Raw genomic sequence first — 14,059 nt, 5'->3', positions numbered from 1 at the left:
TATATATTTTTAAGTGCTAATTACTTAGCGTTTGCTTCAATGTAAGAGATAGCATCACCTACAGTTGCAATCTTTTCAGCTTGATCGTCTGGGATAGAAATGTTGAATTCTTTCTCAAATTCCATAATCAATTCTACTGTATCCAATGAGTCAGCACCCAGGTCATTTGTGAAGCTTGCTTCTGCCTTTACTTCAGACTCATCAACACCGAGTTTATCAACGATAATAGCCTTTACTTTTGATTCAATTTCTGACATAATTGTAACTTTTAAAATGTTTATAAATGATTTCTAATTAAAAAATTCGGGTGCAAAGAAACAAAATTAAATCCAATATAGCAAATAAATTTGAAAAAAAAGCGACTTTCATTGCACAGGGGTACCCTAAATGTGCATTTTTTTGCTTTTTTCTCCAATTATTTGCTTATTTACAAATAAATAACTACTTTTGTGAACAAATCAATTTATACTTAAATATGTCATTTTCAGAACATTGTAACGTTATATTTAACGAAGCTATTCAAGATTATCATGTAAAGGATAATATTGACACTCCCATCCAAAATCGTTATGCCGAGAATACTATCGATTACATTTTATATCTCAAAAATTGGATTGACACTGTACAGTGGCATTTCGAAGATATTATCAGAGATCCCGAAATCGACCCTGTTGAAGCTCTTACTTTGAAGCGTCGCATCGATAAGAGTAATCAGGACCGAACCGACTTAGTTGAGCAGATTGATTCTTATTTCCGTGATAAATATAAGGAGATTAAAATACAAGATGATGCACGCATCAACACTGAAAGTCCTGCATGGGCAATTGATCGTCTCAGCATTCTAGCACTAAAAATTTATCACATGAAGGAACAGACTGAACGTAATGATGCTTCTGCTGATCATATTGCTAAATGTCAGGCTAAACTCAATGTCCTACTCGAACAGCAAAAAGATTTATCTATAGCTATTGATCAACTGCTCGATGATATTGAAGCTGGTAGAAAGTATATGAAGGTATACCGCCAGATGAAAATGTATAATGATACAGATACAAATCCTGTATTATACGCTAAAAAATAAACTATTATCCGTTTATGAAAACAGAGCATATCCTAGTTATAAGATTCTCTGCCATAGGCGATGTAGCTATGACTGTGCCAGTGATTTACTCACTGGCTAAACAGTATCCAAATGTAAGGATTACTATGCTCAGTCGACCTTTTGCACGACCTTTCTATGAAAATCTAGCCCCTAATGTAAGTTTTATGGAGGCAGACGTAAAACAGGAATATCATGGTATTAAGGGCCTAAATGCACTGTATCGCCGACTTACGGCTAAGCACTTTACAGCGATTGCCGACCTACATAATGTATTACGTTCCAATTTTCTACGCTTACGATTTAATCTAGATAATTTTAAAGTAGCCCATATCGACAAGCATCGCAAGGGTAAACATATGCTATGTTCCTTTAATAATAAAAAGTTGATACAGCAGCCTACAGCCTTTCAGAATTATGCTGATGTCTTTGCCGAACTTGGCTATCCTATCCAAATGAACTTTACTTCTATTTTTCCTCCTGGAGGCGGAAATCTTCGACTTTTGCCAGAGCATATCATCGGTAAGAAGCAAGCCTTCTCTCAATGGATAGGCATCGCACCTTTTGCAGCCCATGAGGGTAAAATCTATCCACCTAGACTAATGGAACAGGTTATCGCTACACTGATTAACCATCATCCATCAGCTAGAATATTCCTCTTTGGCGGAGGGAAAAAAGAAACTCAACAATTTGAAGAGTGGACTCAAAAATATAAAAATTGCATAAATGCATCTGGAGCTTTATCTGGAATCATGCAAGAACTTATTCTTATGAGTCATCTTGATGTCATGATTAGTATGGACAGTGCAAATATGCACTTGGCATCACTCACCAATATCCCTGTAGTAAGTGTTTGGGGTGCAACACATCCGTATGCCGGTTTTTTAGGCTGGAAGCAGAGTCCTGATAATGCAGTACAAATAGATTTACCTTGTCGACCTTGTAGCATCTACGGCAATAAACCATGTTTACGAGGAGATTTCTCATGCATGAAAAACATTAGTCCAGATCTTATCGTCAATCGTGTAGAACATATTTTGATACAAAAATAACATATCTATCTTATACTTATTATGTATTATATCAAACACATCAAGTAAGTATATATGATACTACCTTTTATATTCTAAAAAAGAGAGGTGTTACTTCTGGATGGAGTAACACCTCTCTTTTTTTAGAATACCAAATAGCCCAATAACAGGAACTACAAAAATTACCTTATTTTAGACTACTCATAACTATGTGGATAACCCTATGGAAAAACTCCTCATAAATAACTTATAACTTTTGAGTTAATAACACACTCAGTTTGGACAGACAAAAAATGTGGATATCAACACATTTATGAGAAACTTTTATATCACTTTTCCACGCTTTTTTATGGATAAAAGATATAAACTTATTACCTTTGCACCAAAAGGGGATAATGTGGAAAACTTATCTAAGTACTCATAAATCAGAGCTATATGCTTATAATATCATAGGGATAACCCATCATAAGACGTGGATAACGAAATATCCAAATTTTGAGGCTAAAAGATATAAACAAATCCACAGCGTATCATAATATCCCATTTTATTTTTCTTTTAAATAAATAATATAGAATATAATAATATTGATGTGATGAAAACAGAATGGATGGAGAAAGGTTATATAGATGAACCTGTAGACAAATCAATTGATCTGAAGAAAGAAATCAGGCGTCTGTGCGAGGAAAAAAATGCCATTATTCTGGCCCATTACTATACTATTGGTGATATTCAAGATATTGCTGATTTTGTAGGCGACTCTTTAGCACTTGCACGTAAGGCTACCGAAACTAATGCAGATATCATGGTGATGTGTGGTGTACATTTTATGGCAGAAACCTGTAAACTTCTTAGTCCAGATAAAATTGTGCTTACTCCTGATCTTAATGCAGGATGTAGTCTAGCTGACAGTTGTAAGGCTGAAGATCTGAGAAAATATAAGGAAGAGCATCCAGGATATAAAGTGGTAAGTTATGTCAATACCACAGCAGCAGTCAAGGCTCTTACCGATTGTGTTGTAACTTCTGGCAATGCAGAAAAGGTAATTAATGCTTTCCCTAAGGATGAAAAGATTATCTTTGGTCCTGATTACAACCTTGGTAACTATATTAACAGCGTTACAGGCCGAAATATGCTTCTCTGGAATGGTGGATGCCATGTACATGAGAAATTCTCTGTAGAAGAGATTATTAAGCTTAAAAAGGCTAATCCTGAAGCATTGGTTATGGCTCATTTGGAATGTAAAGCACCTGTATTAGCAGTAGCTGATATTAAGGGTAGTACTGCTACTATGCTCAATTATGCAAAGGCTCATCCTGAGCAAAAGCAGTACATTGTAGCTACAGAGGCTGGTATTTTGCATGAGATGCAGCGTTCTTGTCCTGAAGTTGAGTTTATACCTGTACCGCCAGAAGTTAGCGAGGGTAGCTTAGGATGCAGCTGTAATGAGTGTGAATTTATGAAGATGAATACGCTTCAGAAGATTTATAATACTTTGAAGTACGGTTGGCCATCTGTAGAGGTTGATCCTGTTATAGCCAAAGACGCAGTTAAGCCTATCGAGAAGATGTTGAGTCTTTGCTAAGATTTATCTCGATAGTTATATGTCTTTAAATTGTTGAAAATCGGATAATTACGAGATCTATTAAATAGTTATCCCTAAAGTTATCAACATAGCTTTAGGGATTTTTTCTGTTTTTACTTATATTTTTTATTGGTATCTGCTAAATCTTTATAGTGCTTATAAAACAGCCTTCAATTGCTGATTATATGTGGCTGTGAGTTTTATAAGATGTTTTTTCAAGTAATATGGAATATTCAAAAATATATCAAAAAAACATAGTCGCCCAATATCGTCATCTGGCTCAAAATCTTCAACTTTCAATCTGCCTGTTTGGTGTTTTCAACAACCTTCAATCTTCATGAAGGGAAAAGCTAACACTTGAGCTGGCAAAACACTATACTTTTGCAGTATAAACATCATGTTTTTAACCCATAAACATTATAGTTTTGCCATGCATTTCTATCATATGCAAACCTCAGGAAGGATTATGTCAATAAAATTCAAATAAATATTTTAAATTAATCTTCTTTTTTATAGCTGAATAAATATAGGTATAAATAGTCCAAGTAAGTAGTGTTGTTATCATATAGACGATAATAAAGGCTAAGAGTATGACCCAGTATCTTCCTCCATAAGTCAGTCCAGTATGTCTCCAATATTTGCTTACAAGTAGAGGAACACCTCCACACAAAAAATAATATACGAGTGAGTGGCTGCCTGTCCATTCTATTATTTTACTTGTTTTTGCTTTACAAATATTAACCATAACAATGATACATATTGTTATGTCCAATAAAAAAAGAGGATATAGATCTATTTGTAATGGTGAAATCATCATATTTACATGATGTATATATTCATATCTTTTTATTATTATTAAGATAATAAGTAATAAAATATTGTATAATGGTTTGTTGATATCTTTGATTTTTTTCTCGTAGTGATGATATACATAGCCTGTAATAAGGAAGAATACTGCTTGCAGAGCATTGTTTATCTGCCAAGGAAAATCAATATTTCTTTCAGAGAAAGCTATTGATAATATTAGACAGATTAATGCTACACAGAATATCCATGATAATTTTCCACGAGTTATCCACAACGTTATGCATAATAATAACTCAGCTATGATGAGTGCGGCAATAAACCATGAGGCTTGTCCCAATGCAATATTTTCTCCTATTTGAAGTAAATCAATCTGTTGTCCTTTTACATAAGGTTTAACAATGCCTATTATACTTGTAAATAATAAGTATGGTATTAGCATTGTTCGACCAATGGATTTCAATTTATGTATGAATTTAAATTCATTTTTTTTATATATCAGATAACCTGAAATAAAATAAAAAATAATGAGCGCATTGGTCACGTACATAGTATAGGGTATAATTGCTTTGCCTACCATATACATTTCTGTATGAAATAAAAGTATAGCTATCATACAGATGCCTCTCAGTAAATCTATCCAATGTATTCTTGGCATATTTTTGTGATGAGTTTTCTATATTATTTTGCCTTTAGTGTTGATAATATTTTATGCCATTCGTAATTATTATACCTTTCGTGTTATAGTTTATTTTTTTTCCATTAATAGAAAATATGTTATGGCGATTTCTTTTTTTGTATTCTATAGAGTTTATATTATTGCTAATATTGATATGGTTATCTAACCATTTTTTTCTATTGTTGAGCCAATTAACAGCTACTTGTATATCATATTGTATAGATTCTGAAGTAAAATTCCATCTCTCACAATTAATTGGTCTTAATTTTTGTAGATTTATAGCTTCTTGAGATTGAGAGTATTCTTTTAGATATTCTATGGTATTATCAATAGCCTTAATGGCCTCACTATTCCATAATTCTTGATATGTATCTATAAATTTTTGATTGGAGCTAGCTATCAATTGTGGATAGTAAAATAATGGGTTTGTATGTATAGCTGACCAGTTATCAGCTATTTTGAATGAGCCACCCAAGTCCCATATGTTTCCCATCATTATTTTTGTGTTATTGGTATTATCATATTTTGTTATATATATATTAGATCCTGCTGCATCACTGTCTCCTAATATATCATGGCAAAGAAGCCATTTTGCGAATGAATTAATATCTATATAGTCTTCATAGTTACCTGATATAAGTGAATATTCTAAGTTGTCTACAGATAATTTTATACAGTTGCTTATGCTATCAGTAACATCATCACTATCGGGATATTTAAAAGTGTATTTTCTGTTTGTGTTTGTTGTAAGATATTTGTCTTCATTCCACCAATAAGCGTCTTTTTCTATAATATAGCCAGTTTCAGTTACATTCAATCTGGCGGATGTATTTCTTTTGACTGATTCAGTAAGCATATATATACCTCTGTAATCATCGTTTATAAACAGATTTATGTAGCAATGTTGAGGTGTCCATAGCATTCCTATTTCTTCGCTTAGTTTAAATGCTGTTTCAGCTATCATACCATCTCCGCCTTCATCTATTAAAACCCATTCTTTATCTGCATAATTTTTGTTATTTCTATTTAATAGGTCGGCCTTTTTTTCTAGTTTTATTTTAAATGATTTTTTTGGATTCCAATAAGCACTAGTATTTCCTCTTATTTTGATTTTCATACCTCCTTTATTGTTTTCATATTCGCCGCTGTCATAGTATGGTATACCGAGTCTAGATAATATTATTCTGCCTGGTATTTTTGTCGTATTAGTTATACTTATTCCATCTTCTCCTTCTGGTGCAAAAATATAATCGCATGACGGCTCTTCTTTATTCTCTGTATATATTTCCATTACTGGAATATCTATTTTTTTTATACTATCTTTATCATACTTGTTAGCAAAGCTATTAAGAAAAGCTAATAAGCATAGTGTAATAATTATTTTTTTTTTCATTTTTTATCTTAGTATTAATTAATTATAGCTATTTTGCAGACGAATCCTTTTTCGCCATTTTCTTTTGCAATTTCTACCATGTAGATGCCACTTGCTACTCTTTTACCATTTAAGTCTTTTCCATCCCATACAAATGAACCTCCTGTGCTTGTTCCTTCTGTAACTAGTGTTCCGTTGGTTGTAACAATTTTAATATTTGAGTTATAACTAAGTCCTGTAATTGTGATAGGGCCTGTATATCCTGGTTTAACGGGATTAGGATAAGCATAAGTTTCATTGTCATTCATATCATCTACAGTTTTAGTTACTCTACTCATGTAAGAGCAGAGTCCTTTATCTGTACTTATAAATACCTCTCCAGTACTAGAATTAATGGCGATACTCTCTATGTTATTAGATAATAGTAAACTATTGTCTGTGGTAAAGTGTTCTTCTTGTGTGTAATTATCTTCGCTGATAAGATATACTCCCTTATTATTTGTTCCAAACCATTTTCTGCCTCCTTCATCTACAGCTATACATGTAATATCTATGCCACTTAATAAATAGTCAGCTAAGTTGGTACCATCATTTCTTGGAACTTTAATCTGATTAAAAATAGGATTGGAAGAAGTGATTTGATTAGGTTTAAGTACTATTGGACCGACATTTGTTCCTATCCATATATTTTTACTTTTATCTTCTGCTATGCATCTTACTTCTATTATACTAACAGTTGTACCATCTTCGTTAATAAACTCTTTGTATGTATTTAATCCCTGGGTTGAAGGTTGATAGCAGAATAAATAAGGATGATTCCAATGATTGTTACCTATCCATAGTAGCCCTCTACTATCAAACATCATAGATGACATATTTTGTAGAGAATTGTTGCTATTATACATAAACTCAGCATTGTATAGTGATGTCCATTCTTTATTATGGGTTAGTTTGAATAGGTTTGAACTTTTTGCTCTAGAATTAAATCCATATAAATTTCCATTAGTGTCAAATTCTAAACTGCTAACGATAACATAATTTTTATTTGTGGACTCTACACTACTTGCTGGTTGTAGTATATTATTCGTATTGTCATAGGAATAAGCTTGAATATATTTGCCATTGTCAAATTCATATAAACCAGTTCTTCCTCCTGCGAATACATGATTATTATCAAGAGGATCAACCGCTAAGGTTGTTATGTCTACGTATGAGTAACCAGTTTTCTTTTCTAACTGATCTTCATATATAGTCCAATTATTATCATTTAATACCTGAATACATCCGTTTCTATTGAGTTCTGTTGTACCATACCCTCCTCCACAGGTATATAATTTACCATTATAAAACTTCATGAATCCGAAATAGTTATACTTAGGTCCACCTGGGTTAAGTGTTTTAGCAAAGGCTATGAGAGAGTCCTTATCTTCTTCTGTAGGAGCTACATACTCTCCTACTCTTATCCAGTTACTCTTATCCTGAAGATTACTGGTGGTAAGTGCTCTAAATTGTCCCTGTTGACTACTGTAAGCATAGATATAATTACCGCTAACTTGGGTCCAGTTTACATTAAATCCAAGATTGTAGGTTTCTGAAATTTCAGCATTGGCTACATTAATTTTCATAACACCAAATGCAGTGCTTAAGTAAGCATATTTGCCATAATTATCTATATGGTTTACTGTTTTTCCAGTGGTAAGAGTAGCTTTGTGGTAGGCGGCAATATTGGTAATATCACCATTTGTGTCTAACAAATCGATATTATAGTTTGTATACAATATGATGAGTCTTTTAGCTGATTTATTATAGCTTATAGTTTGTATTTCGGTGTCGCTTAGACCATTAGTTTTATCATAGGTCTGTATACTTTGGTCATTCTCGTTATAGACATATAAATCGTTAGAAGCTAATACATAGAGCTGTTTACCTGCTTGCTGTACATCCTGTACATCGTAATAAGCCATATAATTTTTCCAAGTGCCAATGGTAGATGCTTGCAGTGCAATGGTGATGATCAATCCCATGATAGTGAGTATAGTACTTTTCTTGATCATATATCTATTTGTTTAGTTTATAAAAAAAAATCGTTTGAAGAAGGGGAATAATCCCCTATTCTATCAAACGAAATTGTTGGTCGAATATTTTGTTGTTATTCGTCTTTCAGATGTTCTGCAAGTTTTGCTACAGCTCTTGCACGATGGCTAATCTTATTTTTGATTTCTTCACCAAGTTCAGCAAAACTTTTATCGTACCCTTCAGGTACGAAGATTGGATCGTATCCGAAACCTCCTTTCCCACTCTTCTCTGTAGCGATTTCTCCCTTTACTTCGCCTTCAAAGCTATATTCTCTACTACAGATAGTACTGTCACCTTCTTTTTGGATAAGGGCGATGACTGTACGAAAACGAGCTTTACGATTATTTTTACCCTCTAATTCTTTAAGTAGTTTAGCCATGTTAGCTTCGCTGTCATGGTCTGTACCCTCTGCATAGCGTGCAGAATGTACACCTGGGGCACCATCTAAGGCTTCTACCTCTAGACCGGTATCATCTGCAAAACAGTCTAGACCATAGTTTTCGTATATATAACTGGCTTTCTGGTGGGCATTCGCTTCGAGAGTAGTTCCTGTTTCAGGAATATCTACATCACAGCCAATATCTTTTAAACTTACTACTTCGAAATCAGAGCCTAAAATTTCTCTGATTTCCTGTAGTTTATGCTGATTATTTGTTGCAAATACGATTTTCATATTTCATAGTTTTTATGTGTTGCTAATCACAGATGTATTAGTAAATGCATCTGTTAATTCTTGCAAGTTTATGCCTCTGTATTTTCCTTTTTTCGACATTTAGGTAGCTTTACTTTAATATGGTCGAACCCTTCGCCATAAACACCGATAACGCTACTCTGTGAAACAAAAGCATTTGGATCGATAAGTTTTATAAGTCTGAAGATACTTGTGCTTTCGCGCTTCTTGGCCAAAAGACAGAGTACCTTCATTTCTTTTCCTGTATACCATCCATGTCCGTCGAGTATAGTTAGAGTATGATCTGTTTCCATCATGATAGCATTGGCAATCTCTTGATATTTCTTAGAGAAAATAAGAAATTGTACAGATTCTCTTCGGGCATTCATCACATAGTCGAGCATAAAGTTCTCCACTACCATAGTACAAAGACCAAAAACTACTTTATGAATGCGGTCTAGTGGTCCACCGAAAGAAGGTATGAAAATACAACTTCCTATGATACAGATATCTACAGCAATTAAAACTTGGCCAAGCGACAAATTATAGAATTTGTTTACGCTGGCTGCAATGATATCAGTACCACCAGTACTACCATTGTTCATGAAAACGATAGCTAATGCTGAACCAGTAAGTGTACAGCCGATAAGCAAAGACATAAAATCTTGTCCCTCGCCTAATATCTTAACATAGTGTCCTGCAGCATCTTTCGGCATATAGTCGCCTGTTATCATCAAGAGAAATGACAACATGAAGATGGCATAGATAGTCTTCATCAGAAATTTCCATCCCAATATCTTTAGTGCCACTACCAGCAAGGCTATATTGATGAGAAAATAAGTGTATTGTATTGGTATATTCGACGCATATAGTACAATCGCTGAAATACCAGTCACTCCTCCTGCAACAATCTGGTATGGAAGCAGAAATGCTGTAAATGAAAATGCATAAAGCATGAGGCCAAGGGTTATAAAAATATAATCCTTAACCTCATTGAGTATCATTCTATGATCGATTTGATCTATTGTCATATATTCTTAGCGATAATTTAACCCTCTTATTATTTTTTGAGGACGATATTGACAATCTTCTTAGGTACTACGATAACTTTTACTATCTGCATGCCATCCAAGTACTTTTGGCTGCGCTCATCTTCGAGAGTTGCTTTTTCGATAGCATCTTTCTGTGCATCAGCTGGGAATGTTTTCTGATAACGTGCCTTACCGTTGAAACTGATAGTAAGTTGCATTTCGCTTTCTGCGAGATAGCTTTCGTCATAAGTAGGCCATGCAGCATCGCATACGCTAGTAGTTTCTCCCAAAACGTGCCAGAGTTCTTCTGCAATATGTGGTGCAAATGGTGCAATAAGGATAACCATATCCTTGAGTAATGTCTTGTTGTGACATTTCTGTTGCCCTAATTCATTAACGGCAATCATGAAGGCTGATATTGCTGTGTTATAACTGAATTTCTCGATATCTTCTGATACCTTCTTGATGAGCTTGTGTACAGATTTTAAATTTTCCTTCGTAGGTTCATCATCGTTGATAATGAGTTTATCTGTATTGTGCTCGAAGAAGAGATTCCAGAATTTTTTAAGGAATCGGAAACAACCGTCAATACCATTAGTATCCCATGGCTTGCTGGCTTCTACAGGACCTAGGAACATTTCGTAAAGACGAAGAGTATCTGCACCATATTCCTCAACGATATCGTCAGGGTTAACGACATTAAACATACTTTTACTCATCTTCTCGATAGCCCAACCACAGTTGTATTTACCATCTTCAAGGATAAACTCAGCATTGGCATATTCAGGACGCCATTGTTTAAAGGCTTCTGTATCGAGTATATCGTTTTTAACAAGATTTACCCATACGTGAATAGGTGTTGTCTCATACTGATCTTTCAAACCCTTAGAAACGAATACCGGTGCCTTACTATGGTCATCGCTATTTATGCGATATACGAAGTTAGACCGCCCCTGGATCATACCTTGGTTAACCAATTTCTGGAATGGTTCTTCCTGGCAGCTTACACCATTATCAAAGAGGAACTTATTCCAGAAGCGTGAATAGATAAGATGACCTGTAGCGTGCTCTGTACCACCTACGTAGAGATCTACATTCTGCCAATACTTATCAGCCTTCTCTCCTACTAGTCCTTTGTTGTTGTTAGGATCCATATAGCGTAAATAATAAGCAGAGCTACCTGCAAAACCTGGCATGGTTGAAAGTTCCAGTGGGAATACTTTTTCATTATCGATAAGACTCTTATCTACTATCTGCTTGTTAGCTTCATCCCAAGCCCATTTCTTAGCACGGCCCAATGGTGGTTCACCTGTTTCTGTAGGTTCATATTTATCGATTTCAGGTAATTCCAAAGGTAGGCATTCTGCAGGTATCATTTGTGGCATACCGTCCTTGTAGTATACAGGGAATGGCTCGCCCCAGTAGCGTTGGCGAGAGAAGATAGCGTCACGCAGACGATAGTTTACCTTGATGCGGCCAATACCCTTTTCGGTTACAAACTTCTTGGTTGCAGCAATAGCCTCTTTTACTGTAAGGCCATTCAGACTAAAACCATCAAGACTATTTTTTCCTGCTACAGGAGAGTTACTTACGATGCCCTCTTTAGCATCAAAACTCTCTTCGCTAACATCAGCATCTTCAATCAATGGAATGATAGGCAGATTAAAATGCTTAGCAAAAGCGTAATCGCGACTGTCGTGTGCAGGTACTGCCATGATAGCACCAGTACCATATCCTGCTAATACGTACTCACCAATCCAGATTGGAATAGCTTCCTGGGTAAATGGATTGATAGCATAGCTACCCGTGAATACACCTGTAACTTTACGGTCTGACATACGGTCAAGCTCGGTACGCTTCTTTACATATTCTAGGTATTCTTCTACTGCAGCCTTTTGCTCGGTTGTTGTAACTTGCTGTACATATTCGCTCTCAGGAGCAAGTACCATGAAAGTTACACCAAACATAGTATCCGCACGAGTGGTAAAGATTGTAAATTTCACATCGCTGTCTTTTACAGTGAATTCTACCTCTGTACCCTCAGAGCGACCTATCCAGTTACGCTGTGTTTCCTTAATAGAGTCTGTCCAGTCTACAGTATCAAGACCATCAAGCAGACGCTGAGCGTAAGCAGAGGTACGTAGACACCACTGCATCATCTTTTTCTGAATAACAGGATAGCCACCGCGTTCGCTTACACCATCTACGACTTCATCGTTAGCCAATACGGTACCAAGTCCTGGACACCAGTTTACCATAGTTTCGCCTAGATAAGCGATACGATAGTTCATCAGTACCTGTTGTTTTTTCTTATCATCGTAGCTATTCCATTCTCCTGCTGTAAATTCCAGTTCTTCACTTTGTGCTACATCGAGTCCCTCTGTACCCTTCTGTTCAAAACGCTCAACAAGTTTTTCGATAGGCTGAGCACTCTTACAAGTGTTGCAGTAGAAACTGCCAAACATCTTCTCGAAAGCCCACTGTGTCCAGTGATAGTATTTTGGATCACAAGTACGTACTTCCCTATCCCAGTCAAAACTGAAACCTATTTTATCGAGCTGCTCGCGATAATGACTGATATTCTGTTCTGTAGTAATAGCAGGATGTTGTCCTGTCTGGATGGCATATTGCTCTGCAGGAAGACCATAGGCATCATAACCCATTGGGTTGAGTACATTGAAGCCTTTAAGACGCTTATAACGTGCAAAAATGTCACTTGCAATATATCCTAAAGGGTGGCCTACGTGAAGACCAGCTCCTGATGGATAAGGGAACATGTTTAGCACATAAAACTTTTTTTTGTTTTCGTCTTCGGTAACATGATAGGTCTTATTTTCAGCCCAGTTCTGTTGCCACTTCTTCTCGATCTCTCTGAAGTTGTAATCCATTTCTATAATGATATTTTATGATTTTCGAAATCTTGGTTTATAATTCTTAAGAATTAGATGCAAAATTACTGTTTTTTTGTGATATATCCAAATTTTCACATCTTTATAAAAAGGATTATTAGTTTTGGTTTCATTTATTTATTTTGTTACTTTTATCAATGGATAGAAAAATCTATAAATCATATAATGGATGAATGTATTTGTTAAATATTATTTAATAATCCATAGAATATTTTTTTATAGCTAAATATTTCTTTTTAGTATATACTAAAAAAGAGTAACTAGCGTTATATTAGTGGTATGCAGGTAAAAATATTTTTATTTCGTCTTATTATGGTTTGCGTGTTCGGCGTGTTTGTTTTGAGCTCGCAAGCTCAAGATATGATTCCACAGAAAGCAATCAATGATAGATCTTTTCTGCATCCTGAGATATTGGAATTTCCGCCACAATATGTTATCGAAGGTGAGGTAGATGATAATGGGGAAGAGTTGACTATTGAAAATCTTTACAAAACCCTTGAAGAATATGGTGTACTTTTCAAGAAGATTGTCGTTGCGCAAGCCATTCTTGAAACGGGTAATTTTTCTAGTCATGTATGTCTTACGCATCATAATTTATTTGGTCTTCGTCATCCTTCTGATGGAAGCTATTATGAATTTAATAATTGGAAGGAGAGTGTAAAGGCTTATCGTGATGATGTACAGTATAAGTATAATTCAGGTGATTATTATCTTTTTCTTCGTCGTATCGGTTATGCTGAGGATCCTCGCTATGTTTCGAAGGTGCGTATTATTGCTGATCGTCTTCCTTGGAAAATCTAGTGAC

At 35.1% G+C, this 14,059-nt stretch carries 11 protein-coding genes; 4 read left to right on the top strand and 7 right to left on the bottom strand.

Annotation, left to right across the window (positions count from 1 at the left end; all coding sequences use genetic code 11):
• Positions 1-20: 20 nt before the first annotated feature.
• The gene (locus L6469_RS09015; protein ID WP_006282795.1) at positions 21-257 is read right to left on the bottom strand and encodes an acyl carrier protein; all 237 of its coding nucleotides are present in this window, start codon (positions 255-257) and stop codon (positions 21-23) included.
• Between the two features lie 218 nt (positions 258-475).
• Between L6469_RS09015 and L6469_RS09010 the strand changes: the two genes are divergently transcribed.
• The 3 genes from L6469_RS09010 to nadA all read left to right on the top strand — a co-directional run bounded on the left by L6469_RS09010 (position 476) and on the right by nadA (position 3,713).
• Entirely contained in the window at positions 476-1,081 is a 606-nt protein-coding gene (locus L6469_RS09010) for a DUF4254 domain-containing protein (RefSeq protein ID WP_006282794.1), read from the top strand.
• A gap of 14 nt (positions 1,082-1,095) precedes the next feature.
• Complete coding sequence (locus L6469_RS09005; protein ID WP_006282793.1) at positions 1,096-2,151, top strand: glycosyltransferase family 9 protein; 1,056 nt, start codon at positions 1,096-1,098, stop codon at positions 2,149-2,151.
• Positions 2,152-2,723: 572 nt separating this feature from the next.
• A complete protein-coding gene (nadA, locus tag L6469_RS09000) occupies positions 2,724-3,713 on the top strand; it encodes a quinolinate synthase NadA (RefSeq protein WP_173651938.1) in 990 nt (329 codons plus the stop codon).
• 469 nt (positions 3,714-4,182) lie between these two features.
• Here nadA and L6469_RS08995 read toward each other — a convergent pair whose 3' ends face one another.
• From L6469_RS08995 to leuS, 6 genes are all read right to left on the bottom strand, one after another.
• Positions 4,183-5,175 carry an acyltransferase family protein gene (locus tag L6469_RS08995; protein WP_006282791.1) on the bottom strand — a complete coding sequence of 331 codons (993 nt, stop codon included), beginning with the start codon at positions 5,173-5,175 and terminating at the stop codon, positions 4,183-4,185.
• 34 nt (positions 5,176-5,209) lie between these two features.
• Positions 5,210-6,589, bottom strand: a complete 1,380-nt coding sequence (locus L6469_RS08990; RefSeq protein ID WP_006282790.1) for a CotH kinase family protein — start codon at positions 6,587-6,589, stop codon at positions 5,210-5,212.
• Positions 6,590-6,603: 14 nt separating this feature from the next.
• Positions 6,604-8,622 (bottom strand): two-component regulator propeller domain-containing protein, encoded by a 2,019-nt coding sequence (locus tag L6469_RS08985; RefSeq protein WP_006282789.1) that lies wholly within the window; start codon positions 8,620-8,622, stop codon positions 6,604-6,606.
• 95 nt (positions 8,623-8,717) lie between these two features.
• Positions 8,718-9,317: a non-canonical purine NTP diphosphatase gene (locus L6469_RS08980; protein ID WP_006282788.1), complete on the bottom strand. Its 600-nt coding sequence runs from the start codon at positions 9,315-9,317 to the stop codon at positions 8,718-8,720.
• 68 nt (positions 9,318-9,385) lie between these two features.
• Positions 9,386-10,345, bottom strand: coding sequence for a YitT family protein (locus L6469_RS08975; protein WP_027453223.1), 960 nt, complete (start codon positions 10,343-10,345; stop codon positions 9,386-9,388).
• A 29-nt stretch (positions 10,346-10,374) separates the two neighbouring features.
• On the bottom strand, positions 10,375-13,233 hold the full coding sequence (gene leuS / locus L6469_RS08970; RefSeq protein ID WP_006282786.1) for a leucine--tRNA ligase: 2,859 nt from the start codon (positions 13,231-13,233) through the stop codon (positions 10,375-10,377).
• A 381-nt stretch (positions 13,234-13,614) separates the two neighbouring features.
• On the opposite strand from leuS, the gene L6469_RS08965 reads away from it, so the two are divergent.
• Entirely contained in the window at positions 13,615-14,055 is a 441-nt protein-coding gene (locus L6469_RS08965) for a glucosaminidase domain-containing protein (RefSeq protein WP_006282785.1), read from the top strand.
• The last annotated feature ends 4 nt before the right edge of the window (positions 14,056-14,059 follow it).

The sequence above is a fragment of the Segatella baroniae B14 genome, assembly GCF_022024235.1.
GTDB lineage: Bacteria > Bacteroidota > Bacteroidia > Bacteroidales > Bacteroidaceae > Prevotella > Prevotella bryantii.
The sequence above is the reverse complement of the archived record's forward strand: the minus strand, read 5'-3'. Positions and strand labels throughout refer to the sequence as shown.